Here is a 13,827-nt window from a genome sequence, read left to right on the forward strand (position 1 = left end):
CATAAGCCCTGCGGGATGTGAATTCAATAAATATGAAATGATGTTTTATTTATTTTTTGAAGGGCGTCATGCTTTTGCTATTTTTGCGCTGACGCCACAGCCGGAACCCGTAGTATGAGCCACGGTAACCCCCATTTGGCGACAGGAGCAGAGCATGAAAACCTTCTTTTTCGATCAGGAGACCCCGTGGGACGATCTGGGGCAGGGCATTAAACGCAAAGTCATGACCTGGAGTGATGAATTGATGATGGTCGCGGTGCATTTTGAAAAAGGTGCCGTCGGCACCCCGCACCAGCATGACATCCATGACCAGATTGCCTATGTTGCCGCAGGCAGTTTTGAGGTGGAGATTGAAGGGGTGAAACAGGTGCTGAAAACCGGCGATGCCTACCGGGCGGTTAAACATGAGATGCATGGGGTAGTGGCACTGGAAGCGGGCAGTATTCTGATCGACACCTTTTCGCCAAAGCGCGATGACTTCTTATAACGCCTGACGCCGGAGCGCTTCCGGGCCGGGCGGGTGTGCCGCCCGGCCTGGTATCCGGTGCGGTGTCAGGTGAGGTGTTCAACACGCAACTGCGCCAGCGACTCCAGCCTGACGTCTGCCAGCGCCCAGCGGGCATCCCCACGGTTCTCCGGGGCCGGGACCACAATCGAGCGCATCCGCGCCGCTTTGGTGGCGACCATACCGGTAACCGAATCCTCCAGCGTCACGCAGTTAAGCGGATCCACGCCCAACTCCTGCGCCGCCAGCAGGTAGACCTCCGGGTGTGGCTTGCTGTAAGCCAACGGCTGGGCGGAGACCCGCACCGGGAAATAATCCTCCAGTGCAAACATCGCCAGCACCTTATCCAGCATAAAGCGGGGTGACGCGGACGCCAGGCCGATTTTCAGCCCCTGTTGGCGGCAGAGTTCGAGGGCATGGCTGACGCCGGGCAGCAGCGGGCGATGCTGCTCTACCAGTGCAATCGCGCGGGCGATAATCATCTCCGTCACCTCCGCCCGGCTGGGGCCATGCCACGGCATCGCCTGGTACCACAACTCCACCACCTGATCGATACGCAGCCCCAGCGTGTCCGGCAGGGTGTCACGCTGCGACAGATCCAGCCCCAGCCCGCCGAAGATGTCCAGCTCAGCCTGGGTCCATAACGGTTCTGAATCAATCAGTAACCCATCCATATCAAAAATTGCTGCGTGTATCGGTCGGACATAGGCCATGCGCAAAGGCTCCTTAAGCAGTAAACAGGAAGATAACCGCAGACACTCTACCACTGCCGGCCGCCGGCTGAATATCCCGGCGCCTGCGCCCGGCACGCCGCGCAGGGGCTAAATGATTAAAAGTTTGGGCGGTTTTTGTATCTGTAGGTACACTTGGCTGACAGGAACGACGTCTTTACAAGGGGAATCCATGACGTATCAACAGGCTGGGCGCGTTGCCGTGCTCAAACGGGTATTAGGCTGGGTAGTGTTTATTCCGGCCTTGCTGTCGACAGTGGTGTCACTGCTGAACTTTATCTACAGCCAAAGCAAACAGACTCAGGGTATTAACGCCGTAATGCTGGATTTCCTGCATGTCATGATCGATATGATCCGCTTTAATACCCCGTTCCTGAACGTTTTCTGGCACAACTCGCCGGTGCCTGCGGTGGGCCAGGGGCTGAGCGGGGCGAATGTGATGTTTGCCGTGATTTATATTCTGATCTTCGTCGGGCTGGCCTTGCAGGCGTCCGGCGCACGCATGTCACGGCAAGTCCGCCATATCCGCGAAGGGGTCGAAGACCAGATGATTCTGGAGCAGGCGCGCGGCAGTGAAGGGCGGACGCGGGCGCAGGTCGAAGAGCGGATCATCCTGCCGCGCCATACTATCTTTTTGCAGGTTTTTTCACTCTATATCCTGCCGGTGGTGATCGCGGTAATCGCCTGGCTGGTGCTGAAGCTGCTGGGGCTGATTGCCTGACTCGCGAAACAGGACGAAAGAAACCCGGTGCTGCCGGGTTTTTTTATGCGCTCAGAACGGCTCCGGTTCCGGGTGCAGCAGTTGGTCCACCGCGCGCTGGGCAGCCACCAGGTGCTGGCCGCCAAACAGGTTGCTGCGGTTAAGCAGGAAATAGAGCTGGTAAAGCGGCTGGCGGGCCGGGAAATCTTCCGGCAGCGGCCAGATGCTCTGATAGCCGTCATAGAGCTGGGCCGGCAGGTCAGGGTAACGCGGCAGCATCGCGAGATCACACTCCCGGTCTCCCCAGTAGCAGGCCGGGTCAAACAGCACCGGGCCGTCCGGGCCGAGCGCGCAGTTTCCCGGCCACAGATCGCCATGCAGCAGGGAGGGCTGGGGCTGGTGGTTATGCAACCGCTGTTTCACCAGATCAATAATCTCTTCCATGTTACCGAACACCATGCCTTTTTCCGCGGCCAGCTGTAATTGCCAGCCAATCCGCTGTTCGGCAAAAAAGGTGCTCCAGCGGCGCTGCCAGCTATTGGGCTGCAGCAGCGTGGCCAGGTCGTTGTCAAAATCCAGGCCGAACTGCAGCTGCTCGCTCCACTGGTGCAAGGCCGCCAGTTGTTGCCCGAGCCGGTAAGCTGCCGCGGCATCCAGCGGGCGCAGGGGGATATATTCCAGCAACAGGAAACTGTCATCCCGGTCGCTGCCCACGCCATACACCTCCGGCACCCGCACCGTTTTACTGCGGGCCAGCAGCTCAAGCTGATCGGCTTCTGCAGTAAACATCGGCAGCAATTCGCGGCGGTCCGCTTTGACAAACACCTCATGCTCGCCGTAACTCACCCGCCAGGCCGGATGGATTTCACCGCCGGGCAACTCAACACGCTCGCGTATCTCGGCGATGCCAAGGTGATCATTCAACAGACGACTAATGGCTTGCCACATAGTAGTACCCTCCGTCCGGCCGGTGATTCATCAACGCCGGGAAAGCGCTGATAAAAAACGATCTGGCGCACAGGCAGGCCCCGGAGGGCGCTGCCGGGGCAGCTTGCCCTAGGAAGTATATACGCGATTGATAGTACGCCTGAAAAAAGCGCAAAAATTGTGCAAAGCGGTACGCGGCAGATCACGCTTTTGGCGGCATTTTCGTCTCATTAATCTGTTGCAGGTACTCCTCCAGCGACGCTAGGCTGACTTCCGGAGTCTGACCCAGCGCGGTTTCACCCAGGCGGGTCGCCAGTTCAGTGACATCCTCCCGGCTGTGCAGGCCGCTGATGCCGTAGCTGTTGGTGCCGAGCTCATGCAATACGCCGTCCTCGCTGGTCAGCGAAGTGGTAAACCCCGCCAGGGTCAGCTGATTGGTGAGCTTTGCCAGGTCAGCCAGGCTCTGCTCCTGATAACGAAAGGTCACGACATAAGGTTTAGGATGTGATAACGCCATAATTCACCTCATTGTTTATTGGGATATTATTGAGAATAGTCCACAAATCCTATTCAGGTGGCACGCCGGAGCCGGTATCCTGACGCCGGTGATGATGAGCACGACAGCGGAAAAAGGGAATGAACATAAACCGAAAACTGAGCTATTTGCTGGCGGCGTTGCTGCTGGCAGGGTGCGCCGGTGAGAAAAAACCGCCGCAGAGCAGCGGCAAGGTGTTTACCGGCACCAATATGAATGCACTGGCCTACAACCAGACCATCCATCAGGCCGCCCGGCGCTATGGGGTCGATGAGACGCTGGTCAAAGCGATTATTCAGGTGGAGTCCGGCTTTAAACCGGATGTGGTCAGCCGTTCCAATGCGGTGGGGCTGATGCAGCTTAAAGCTTCCACTGCCGGGCGTGATGCCTACCGGCTTCAGGGGCGGCGCGGCCAGCCGAGCAGCCGCGAGTTGAAAGATCCCGAAACCAATATTGAATTGGGCACCGCGTACCTGAGCGTACTCCAGCAGCAGCTGGCCGGGATTGACGACCCGCTGACCCTGCGTTATGCCGTCACGGTCGCGTACGTTAACGGGGCCGGTGCGCTGTTGCGCACCTTCTCACCGGATCGCAAGCAGGCGGTACGCGCCATCAACCGGCTGTCACCCACGGCGTTCTACGCGCATATCCAGGCGAACCATCCCGCCCCGCAGGCACCCCGGTATCTCTGGAAGGTGAATACGGCCTATCAGTCCCTGTTGCCGGAAGCCTGATGGCCAGGCGGAAAACGCAGGGCAGGGAGCACGGCAGGTGTGCATGATTGATAATGTAATCAATTCTCATTACTATCCATGCACACTTTTTTACAGGAGTTCCTTGTGCCGCGTTCCCTTTCCCTGCTGGCTGCCGCTGTAGCCCTCTGTTGTGCCGCCCCCGTGATGGCCACCACTTATCCGCTGACCGTCACCGACACCGCCGGCCAGACCGTCACCCTGAAACAGGAGCCGAAACGCCTTATCGTGCAGGATGGCCGGGATATTCTGGCGCTGGCGCTGCTTGACCGGCAAGACCCGTTTGCCCGCGTGGTGGCCTGGAATAACCTGCTGAAAAAGAGCGATGGGGCCACCTGGCAACTGCTTGACCAGAAATGGCCGGCCGCGAAAAAAATCCTGGATATGGGCTTCAGCGACAAAGGGGAAGTGAACCTTGAGAGCGTGATCGCCGAGCGCCCGGATCTGATGGTGGCGCAGCTGCGCGCCAAACCCTCCCTGACTGAAACCGGCGTGCTGGAAAAAATGAAGGCGCTGAATGTGCCGGTGCTGTTTATCGACACCATGCTGAAACCGGTGGAAGACACGCCGAAAAGCATCACCCTGCTGGGAGAAGTGCTTAACCGTGAGCAGGAAGCCAAAGCCTATACCGACTTTTATCAGCAGCACTATCAGGCCGTGCTGGAGAAAGTAAACAATGTCACCCCGAAGCCGCAGGTCTTTATTGAAGCCAAAGCCGGGCTGGGTGGGCTGGATGCCTGCTGCTTCACCCACGCGCATGTCGGGTGGGGCGCGCTGGTGGAGGCCGTCGGCGCCCGGAATATCGGGTCTTCATTGCTGCCGGGCGCAACCGGTGATATCTCCCTGGAAAAGGTCATCAGCCTGAAACCGGATGTCTATATCGTTTCCGGCTCCCAGTGGGCCAGCAAAAATAACGCAGCAGTGCCGTTTGGTTACAACGTCACGCAAGCGCAGGTGGATGCGGCCTTCACGAAAATGAAAAGCCGTGCAGGCTTCAGCGAGGTGTCAGCCATTCGCAACCAGCGCTTCTACGGTATCTACCACAACTTCTATAACCACCCGTACAACATCGTCGGGCTGGAATTCCTGGCGAAATTTATTTACCCGCAACAGTTTTCCAGCCTCGACCCAAACCAGACCTGGGGCGATATTTTAAGCCGTTTCACCACCCTGCCGGCAGGCACCGGCGTGCTGGCCTCACAGGCACCGGCGAAAGGATAACCCTGTCGCCGCGGCTTCAGCCGGGGGCAGCAGGCCATGGCAGCGGCGCGCTTTCCTCTGCCTGCCTGCGATCGGAGAATTCCCAATAAAGGGGTTGGAATCACTAAATTAATTAGTGTTACTATCGCAGGCTGCCGGCAACGCCGTTGGCGGCCAGACTGGTTACCCGTATGGATGGAAATGTAACAATTGTGGGTTAGATTGTCGTCCATGCGTTGAAAATACACTCAAATTTATTACTGCATGTGAACTGTCGTGTGGTTCACCACTGTAGATAAGGAATTATCATGCCTGTTATTACTCTTCCTGATGGAAGCCAGCGTCACTATGACCGTGCCGTCTCCCCGATGGATGTTGCCCTGGATATCGGCCCCGGCCTGGCGAAAGCCTGTATCGCCGGCCGCGTCAACGGGGAGCTGGTTGATGCCAGCGATCTGATCGAGACCGACGCCCAGCTTGCCATCATCACCGCCAAAGATCCGGAAGGCCTGGAAATCCTGCGCCACTCCTGCGCGCACCTGCTGGGGCACGCCATTAAACAGCTGTGGCCGGACACCAAAATGGCCATCGGCCCGGTGATTGATAACGGCTTCTATTACGATGTCGATATTGACCGCACGCTGACCCAGGAAGATCTGGATCTGCTGGAAAAGCGTATGCATGAGCTGGCGGACAAAGATTACGACGTCATCAAGAAGAAAGTGAGCTGGCAGGAGGCGCGTGACACTTTCGCCGCCCGCGGTGAAACCTATAAAATGGCGATCCTGGATGAGAATATCAGCCATGATGACCATCCGGGCCTCTACCATCACGAAGAGTACGTGGATATGTGCCGCGGCCCGCACGTGCCGAACATGCGTTTCTGCCACCATTTCAAGCTGCAGAAAACCTCCGGCGCTTACTGGCGCGGTGACAGCAACAATAAAATGCTGCAACGCATCTACGGGACGGCCTGGGCAGACAAGAAACAGCTGAACGCTTACCTGCAACGTCTGGAAGAAGCGGCCAAGCGTGACCACCGCCGCATCGGCAAGCAGCTTGACCTCTACCACATGCAGGAAGAAGCGCCGGGCATGGTGTTCTGGCATAACGATGGCTGGACCATCTTCCGCGAACTGGAAGCGTTTGTGCGCATGAAGCTCAAAGCGTACCAGTACCAGGAAGTGAAAGGGCCGTTCATGATGGACCGCGTGCTGTGGGAAAAAACCGGGCACTGGGACAACTACAAAGAGGCGATGTTTACCACCTCCTCTGAAAACCGTGAATACTGCATCAAGCCGATGAACTGCCCGGGCCACGTGCAGATCTTCAACCAGGGGCTGAAATCCTACCGTGATTTGCCGCTGCGTATGGCCGAGTTCGGCAGCTGCCACCGTAATGAGCCGTCCGGCGCATTGCACGGCCTGATGCGCGTACGCGGGTTCACCCAGGATGACGCCCACATCTTCTGTACGGAAGATCAGGTGCGTGAAGAGGTGAATGCCTGCATCAAGATGGTGTACGACATGTACAGCACCTTCGGTTTTGAAAAAATTGTGGTAAAATTGTCCACCCGCCCGGAAAAACGTATCGGTTCCGACGAGATGTGGACCCGCGCGGAAGAAGACCTGGCTGCTGCGCTGACTGAAAATGCGATCCCGTTTGAATATCAGCCGGGTGAGGGCGCCTTCTACGGACCGAAAATTGAATTTACCCTGTATGATTGTTTGGATCGTGCGTGGCAGTGTGGTACCGTGCAGCTCGACTTCTCTCTGCCGGGCCGTTTAAGCGCCTCTTACGTCGGAGAGAACAATGACCGTCAGGTCCCGGTCATGATTCACCGTGCCATCCTTGGGTCGATGGAGCGTTTCATCGGTATCCTTACCGAAGAGTACGCCGGCTTCTTCCCGACCTGGCTGGCACCGGTGCAGGTTGTGGTGATGAACATCACTGACAGCCAGTCAGCATACGTTGAGGAAGTGACCAAAAAATTGCAGGAAGTCGGCATTCGTGTGAAAGCGGACTTGAGAAACGAGAAGATAGGCTTTAAAATTCGTGAACACACGCTGCGTCGTGTTCCCTACATGTTGGTTTGCGGTGATAAAGAGGTGGAAACAGGCAAAGTTGCCGTTCGCACCCGCCGCGGAAAAGACCTGGGGAGCCTGGACGTGAGCGAAGTCGTAGACAAACTGCTCAGCGAGATACGCAGCAGAAGTCTTCATCAACTGGAGGAATAAAGTATTAAAGGCGGAAAAAGAGTTCAACCGGCGCGTCCGAATCGCATTAACAGAGAAATTCGCGCCCAAGAAGTGCGCCTTACAGGCGTCGATGGCGAGCAGATTGGTATTGTCAGTCTGAATGAAGCTCTTGAGAAAGCTGAGGAAGCAGGCGTTGATTTAGTCGAAATCAGCCCCAATGCCGAACCGCCGGTATGCCGCGTGATGGATTACGGCAAATTCCTCTATGAGAAGAGCAAGTCCACAAAAGAACAGAAGAAAAAACAAAAAGTTATTCAGGTCAAGGAAATCAAATTCCGGCCTGGTACCGATGATGGCGACTATCAGGTCAAACTGCGCAACCTGGTTCGCTTTCTGGAAGATGGCGATAAAGCCAAAATCACCCTGCGGTTCCGTGGGCGTGAAATGGCGCACCAACAGATCGGTATGGAAGTGCTTAACCGCGTCCGTAAAGACCTGTGTGAAGATTCTGATCTGGCCGTTGTCGAATCCTTCCCTACGAAGATCGAAGGCCGTCAGATGATCATGGTGCTCGCACCTAAGAAGAAACAGTAAGGCTTCCAAGTAATCAATCCCGCGCTGCGTTCGCGTAGCGTGGGATTTTTTCGCCTTCTGGTTCGTTGTAATTAACAATGCGAAGTGGAAATTAAAATGCCAAAGATCAAAACCGTACGTGGCGCCGCTAAACGCTTTAAAAAGACCGCCAACGGTGGTTTCAAGCGTAAGCACGCTAACCTGCGTCATATTCTGACCAAAAAAGCTACTAAGCGTAAACGTCATCTGCGTCCTAAAGGCATGGTATCCAAGAACGATCTTGGCCTTGTCGTCGCATGTCTGCCGTACGCATAATTACACTTTTTTTAATCAAGAATAATACTCAGGAGAGCATATGGCTCGCGTAAAACGTGGTGTGATTGCACGTGCACGTCACAAAAAAATCTTAAAACAGGCGAAAGGCTACTACGGTGCCCGTTCGCGCGTATATCGTGTTGCATTCCAGGCTGTTATCAAAGCTGGTCAATACGCTTACCGTGACCGTCGTCAAAAGAAACGTCAGTTCCGTCAACTGTGGATTGCGCGTATCAACGCTGCAGCCCGTCAGAACGACATGTCTTACAGCAAATTCATTAACGGCCTGAAAAAAGCCTCTATTGAAATTGACCGTAAGATCCTGGCTGACATCGCAGTCTTCGACAAAGTGGCCTTCAGCGCACTGGTTGAGAAAGCGAAAGCAGCACTGGCGTAAGTCAGTTAAAAGAGGGAGCTTGCTCCCTCTTTTACGTTGTAATTCAAAGAGAATGTTTGACTTTTTGCCCCGCAAAACCTGACAATAGCCGTCAGTTGATTTTTAAGGTAATGCACGCATGAATGCTGCTGTTTTCCGCTTCTTTTTTTACTTTAGCGCCTGATTTCAGGAGGCTTCTGCGCGTAAGAGAAGAAACGGAAAATAGCGCCAAAGCCTCCCTCGCGGAGGCTTTTTTTTTGGCGTTAAGCACGGGCATGATGCGGTGCCTTGTGAAGAATCAGCAAGTTACAGGCCGTCAGAGTATTGACCGGCATGAATAATAAACAGACATCAGGCCAGTTGGTCTGAAGAAGAGGAAAGCAATGCCACATCTCGCAGAGCTGGTTGCCAATGCGAAAGCAGCCGTAGAAGATGCCAAGGATGTTGCCGCGTTGGAGTTGGTACGCGTCGAATATTTTGGCAAGAAGGGCCATTTTACCTTGCAGATGCAATCACTGCGTGAGCTGTCGCCGGAAGAGCGCCCGGCAGCCGGTGCCGTGATTAACGAGGCCAAGCAGCAGGTGCAGGATGCCCTGAACGCCCAGAAGCAGAACCTGGAAAGTGCCGCCCTGAATGCGCGGCTGGCAGAAGAGACCATTGATGTCTCCCTGCCGGGCCGGCGGATGGAAAACGGCGGCCTGCACCCGGTAACCCGCACCATTGACCGCATTGAGCAATTCTTCGGCGAGCTTGGCTTCTCCGTGGCGACCGGCCCGGAAATTGAAGATGATTACCACAACTTCGACGCGCTGAACATTCCGGGCCACCACCCGGCCCGCGCTGACCACGACACTTTCTGGTTTGATGCCACGCGCCTGCTGCGTACCCAGACCTCCGGCGTTCAGATCCGCACCATGAAAGCCCAGCAGCCGCCTATCCGCATCATTGCGCCGGGCCGCGTGTACCGTAACGACTACGACCAGACCCACACGCCGATGTTCCATCAGATGGAAGGGCTGATTATCGATAAAGATATCAGTTTCACCAACCTGAAAGGCACGCTGCATGATTTCCTGAACAACTTCTTTGAGGCCGATCTGCAGATCCGCTTCCGTCCTTCCTATTTCCCGTTCACGGAACCCTCCGCGGAAGTGGACGTCATGGGTAAAAACGGCAAGTGGCTGGAAGTGCTGGGCTGCGGCATGGTGCACCCGAATGTGCTGCGCAATGTCGGCATTGACCCGGAAATTTACTCCGGCTTCGCCTTCGGCATGGGTATGGAGCGCCTGACCATGTTGCGTTACGGCGTGACCGATCTGCGTGCATTCTTCGAAAACGATCTGCGTTTCCTCAAACAGTTTAAGTAAGGCGGGAATATCACATGAAATTCAGTGAACTCTGGTTGCGTGAGTGGGTAAACCCAGCCATCAGCAGCAATGAACTGGCCGAGCAAATTACCATGGCCGGCCTGGAAGTGGACGGCGTTGAGCCGGTTGCCGGGGCGTTTCACGGCGTGGTGGTTGGCCATGTGGTGGAGTGCGGCCAGCACCCGAATGCAGACAAACTGCGCGTCACCAAAGTAAATGTAGGCGGCGACCGCCTGCTGGACATCGTCTGCGGCGCGCCAAACTGCCGCCAGGGCCTGAAAGTGGCGGTCGCCACCGTGGGTGCCGTGCTGCCGGGCGACTTCAAAATCAAGGCCGCGAAACTGCGAGGCGAGCCGTCAGAAGGGATGCTCTGCTCCTTCTCTGAGCTGGGTATTTCTGATGACCATAACGGCATCATTGAATTGCCGGAAGATGCGCCGATCGGCACCGACATCCGTGAATTCCTCAAGCTCAATGACAACACCATCGAAATCAGCGTGACGCCAAACCGCGCAGATTGCCTGAGCCTGATCGGCGTGGCGCGTGACGTAGCGGTAAATAACCAGCTGCCGCTGAATGTGCCGGAAATGGCCCCGGTGGCCGCCACACTGACCGACACCCTGCCGATCAAGGTTGAGGCGACTGAAGCCTGCCCACGTTATCTGGGCCGGGTGGTGAAAGGCATCAACGTGAAAGCGGCCACCCCGCTGTGGATGCGTGAGAAGCTGCGTCGTTGCGGCATCCGTTCTATCGATCCGGTGGTGGATGTCACCAACTATGTGCTGCTCGAACTGGGCCAGCCGATGCATGCGTTCGACCTCGACCGCATTGACGGCGGCATTGTGGTGCGGATGGCGCAACCGGATGAAACGCTGGTGTTGCTGGACGGCACCGAAGTCAAACTGCGTGATGACACGCTGGTGATTGCCGATCACCAGAAAGCGCTGGCGATGGGCGGCATCTTCGGTGGTGAGCATTCCGGCGTGAATGAAGAGACGCAAAATGTGCTGCTGGAGTGCGCTTTCTTTGACCCGCTGGCGATCACCGGCCGTGCACGCCGTTACGGCCTGCACACTGACGCCTCACACCGCTACGAGCGCGGCGTAGACCCGGCGCTGCAACCCCAGGCCCTGGAGCGTGCCACCGCGCTGTTGCTGGCCATCTGCGGCGGCCAGGCCGGCCCGGTGATTGACGTCACCCATGAGGCGAGCCTGCCGCGCCCGGCGACCATCACCCTGCGCCGTGAAAAACTTGATCGCCTGATCGGGATTCAGGTCGAAGACCAGCAGGTCAGTGACATCCTGAGCCGCCTGGGCTGCACCGTGACCACCCTTGACGGCGGCTGGCAGGCCGTGGCCCCAAGCTGGCGCTTTGACATGCAGATCGAAGAGGATCTGGTGGAAGAGGTGGCACGCGTTTACGGCTACAACAACATCCCGGACGTGCCGGTCAGGGCGAACCTGGAGATGACCACGCACCGCGAAGCCGACCTGTCGCTTAAGCGCGTGAAAACCATGCTGGTAGACCGCGGTTATCAGGAAGCGATCACCTACAGCTTTGTTGACCCGAAAGTGCAGGCATTGCTGCATCCGGGTGAAGAGGCGCTGATCCTGCCCAGCCCGATCTCGGTAGAGATGTCGGCCATGCGCCTCTCCCTGTGGACCGGCCTGCTGTCTGCCGTGGTGTATAACCAGAACCGCCAGCAAGGGCGCGTACGCCTGTTTGAAAGCGGCCTGCGTTTTGTGCCTGATAGTTCGGCAGATCTGGCTATCCGGCAGGATCTCATGCTGGCAGGCGTAATTGCCGGCCATCGCTACGAAGAACACTGGGATCTGGCGCGCCAGCCGGTTGACTTCTACGATATGAAAGGTGATCTCGAAGCAATTCTGGATCTTACCGGGAAAGCAGCGGAAATCCAGTTCCGTGCCGAAGCCAATCCGGCGCTGCACCCAGGCCAGAGCGCCGCGATTTATTTGCAGGGCGAACGTATTGGTTTCATTGGAGTCGTGCACCCGGAGCTGGAGCGTAAACTGGATCTGAACGGCCGTACTATCGTGTTCGAACTGCTGTGGAATAAGCTCGCAGACCGCGTCCTGCCTGATGCGAGCGAGATTTCCCGCTTCCCGGCAAACCGCCGTGACATCGCAATTGTAGTGGCAGAAAACGTTCCCGCAGACGATATTTTGGTCGAATGTAAGAAAGTTGGCGCAAATCAGGTAGTTGGCGTAAACTTGTTTGATGTGTACCGTGGCAAGGGCGTGGCAGACGGTTTTAAGAGCCTGGCTATCAGTCTGGTATTGCAGGATACCGCTCGTACACTGGAAGAAGAGGAGATCGCCGCTACCGTTGCAAAATGTGTAGAGGCTCTGAAACAGCGATTCCAAGCATCCTTGAGGGATTGAACCTATGGCGCTTACTAAAGCTGAAATGTCAGAACACCTGTTTGAAAAGCTCGGGCTGAGCAAACGGGATGCCAAAGACCTGGTGGAGTTGTTCTTCGAAGAAGTACGCCGTGCTTTGGAAAATGGAGAACAAGTCAAGTTGTCAGGGTTTGGCAACTTTGATCTGCGCGACAAAAACCAACGTCCGGGCCGTAACCCGAAAACGGGCGAGGACATTCCGATTACGGCGCGTCGTGTGGTCACTTTCCGTCCGGGGCAGAAGTTAAAAAGCCGGGTAGAAAATGCGACGCCGAAAGAGTAAGCAATCACCCTGTTAAAAAAGGCCGCCTTGTGCGGCCTTTTTCTTTGTCCTTTTTTCTGTTTCCTTTTTCAGCATTAGCGAAAACATAAAGCGCATCCCTTTTATTCCCTGCCTTGGGTTAGCCTGATGTGCTTTTTTATTTATTTGTGGGGAAAGGTAAATTAACTTCAGGATTATTCCGATATCTGTAAAGGAAAAATAAAGCAGAGGGAAAAGGGAGGGGAAAATAAGGAAGGAAATAAAAAAGGGAGCGAGGCTCCCTTGTTATTCATAACGTAATACAGTGCTGCGCTGAATTAAGTCAAATTAACCGGCGATTATGCGCCAGGTTTAACGGTCAAACCGCATACCTGGGCCACCACCGCCATGACCGCCGCCACCGTGGCCGCCGCCCCAGCCACCGCCGCCCGGAGGCGGGAACAGGCAACCGGAGAGAGATGTGACTACCAGAGCAATACCAAGCATAGCAATTAATTTACGCATCATTTTTATAACCCTCTCATTGAATGCACGCTCAGTATAAAAGCGGCAATAAATAAAGCACGTAAGCTTATCGTTAAGAGTTGTTAAAGGGGATGCGGATTAACCGGCTATTTAAAATAAAACATCCGCGGCGGTGAAGTGTAAGGATTGCGTAAGATCAATGAAAGTGATGTGCAAATACGCCATCTGGCGATAGCGGTAAAAATTAAGAGTTGATATAAAAATCCATGCCTAAATAAATAAGGTGAGCATAAAATGAAAAGTTCTTCTTTACTGTTGCGTAGTGTGGTGTTGTGCGGCGTTCTGGCGCTGCCGATGATTGCGCAGGCAGGTGTATCCCTTGATATTAATGTTCCTGGCGTTTCATTACATCTGGGTGATCAGGATAAACGGGGCTATTACTGGGACGGCTACGACTGGCGTCCGCCGCAGTGGTGGCACGAGCACAAAAATAAACACATC

The 13,827-nt window shown here is 55.6% G+C and carries 16 protein-coding genes and 1 other annotated feature; of the genes, 13 read left to right on the forward strand and 3 right to left on the reverse strand.

Annotated elements, in window-relative coordinates; translation table 11 throughout:
• Positions 1-154: 154 nt before the first annotated feature.
• Entirely contained in the window at positions 155-487 is a 333-nt protein-coding gene (locus tag CYR52_RS21485) for a cupin domain-containing protein (RefSeq protein ID WP_072930985.1), read from the forward strand.
• Between the two features lie 65 nt (positions 488-552).
• Here CYR52_RS21485 and hxpB read toward each other — a convergent pair whose 3' ends face one another.
• Entirely contained in the window at positions 553-1,218 is a 666-nt protein-coding gene (gene hxpB, locus CYR52_RS21490; protein ID WP_101829400.1) for a hexitol phosphatase HxpB, read from the reverse strand.
• A gap of 190 nt (positions 1,219-1,408) precedes the next feature.
• On the opposite strand from hxpB, the gene CYR52_RS21495 reads away from it, so the two are divergent.
• Positions 1,409-1,957 (forward strand): YniB family protein, encoded by a 549-nt coding sequence (locus CYR52_RS21495; RefSeq protein WP_101829401.1) that lies wholly within the window; start codon positions 1,409-1,411, stop codon positions 1,955-1,957.
• Between the two features lie 51 nt (positions 1,958-2,008).
• On the opposite strand, the gene CYR52_RS21500 is transcribed toward CYR52_RS21495, so the two are convergent.
• The gene (locus CYR52_RS21500; protein WP_101829402.1) at positions 2,009-2,884 is read right to left on the reverse strand and encodes a fructosamine kinase family protein; all 876 of its coding nucleotides are present in this window, start codon (positions 2,882-2,884) and stop codon (positions 2,009-2,011) included.
• A gap of 181 nt (positions 2,885-3,065) precedes the next feature.
• Positions 3,066-3,380: a type V toxin-antitoxin system endoribonuclease antitoxin GhoS gene (ghoS, locus tag CYR52_RS21505; protein WP_072930970.1), complete on the reverse strand. Its 315-nt coding sequence runs from the start codon at positions 3,378-3,380 to the stop codon at positions 3,066-3,068.
• Between the two features lie 125 nt (positions 3,381-3,505).
• Here ghoS and CYR52_RS21510 point away from each other — a divergent pair, with 125 nt between their 5' ends.
• The 11 genes from CYR52_RS21510 to CYR52_RS21555 all read left to right on the forward strand — a co-directional run.
• Positions 3,506-4,132, forward strand: coding sequence for a transglycosylase SLT domain-containing protein (locus CYR52_RS21510; protein WP_101829404.1), 627 nt, complete (start codon positions 3,506-3,508; stop codon positions 4,130-4,132).
• 78 nt (positions 4,133-4,210) lie between these two features.
• Entirely contained in the window at positions 4,211-5,371 is a 1,161-nt protein-coding gene (locus CYR52_RS21515; protein WP_175558171.1) for an ABC transporter substrate-binding protein, read from the forward strand.
• 287 nt (positions 5,372-5,658) lie between these two features.
• Positions 5,659-7,587 carry a threonine--tRNA ligase gene (gene thrS / locus CYR52_RS21520; protein ID WP_072930965.1) on the forward strand — a complete coding sequence of 643 codons (1,929 nt, stop codon included), beginning with the start codon at positions 5,659-5,661 and terminating at the stop codon, positions 7,585-7,587.
• 3 nt (positions 7,588-7,590) lie between these two features.
• Positions 7,591-8,142: a translation initiation factor IF-3 gene (infC, locus tag CYR52_RS21525; RefSeq protein WP_072930963.1), complete on the forward strand. Its 552-nt coding sequence runs from the start codon at positions 7,591-7,593 to the stop codon at positions 8,140-8,142.
• 96 nt (positions 8,143-8,238) lie between these two features.
• The gene (gene rpmI, locus CYR52_RS21530) at positions 8,239-8,436 is read left to right on the forward strand and encodes a 50S ribosomal protein L35 (RefSeq protein WP_072930961.1); all 198 of its coding nucleotides are present in this window, start codon (positions 8,239-8,241) and stop codon (positions 8,434-8,436) included.
• Positions 8,437-8,476: 40 nt separating this feature from the next.
• Positions 8,477-8,833 carry a 50S ribosomal protein L20 gene (rplT, locus tag CYR52_RS21535; RefSeq protein WP_013576134.1) on the forward strand — a complete coding sequence of 119 codons (357 nt, stop codon included), beginning with the start codon at positions 8,477-8,479 and terminating at the stop codon, positions 8,831-8,833.
• A gap of 113 nt (positions 8,834-8,946) precedes the next feature.
• Positions 8,947-9,071: a sequence feature (Phe leader region), on the forward strand.
• Positions 8,952-8,996 (forward strand): pheST operon leader peptide PheM, encoded by a 45-nt coding sequence (gene pheM, locus CYR52_RS22735; protein WP_165698429.1) that lies wholly within the window; start codon positions 8,952-8,954, stop codon positions 8,994-8,996. Its footprint overlaps the feature before it by 45 nt.
• A 124-nt stretch (positions 9,072-9,195) precedes the next feature.
• Positions 9,196-10,179, forward strand: a complete 984-nt coding sequence (gene pheS, locus CYR52_RS21540) for a phenylalanine--tRNA ligase subunit alpha (RefSeq protein ID WP_101829403.1) — start codon at positions 9,196-9,198, stop codon at positions 10,177-10,179.
• A gap of 14 nt (positions 10,180-10,193) precedes the next feature.
• Complete coding sequence (gene pheT, locus CYR52_RS21545; protein WP_072930957.1) at positions 10,194-12,581, forward strand: phenylalanine--tRNA ligase subunit beta; 2,388 nt, start codon at positions 10,194-10,196, stop codon at positions 12,579-12,581.
• A gap of 4 nt (positions 12,582-12,585) precedes the next feature.
• Positions 12,586-12,882, forward strand: coding sequence for an integration host factor subunit alpha (gene ihfA, locus CYR52_RS21550; RefSeq protein WP_004717732.1), 297 nt, complete (start codon positions 12,586-12,588; stop codon positions 12,880-12,882).
• Positions 12,883-13,620: 738 nt separating this feature from the next.
• Positions 13,621-13,827: DUF2502 domain-containing protein (locus CYR52_RS21555; RefSeq protein ID WP_165699107.1), on the forward strand; the 207-nt coding region annotated here is incomplete at its 3' end.

Source organism: Chimaeribacter arupi, assembly GCF_002858805.1.
In the GTDB taxonomy this organism is placed as follows: Bacteria; Pseudomonadota; Gammaproteobacteria; order Enterobacterales; family Enterobacteriaceae; genus Chimaeribacter; species Chimaeribacter arupi.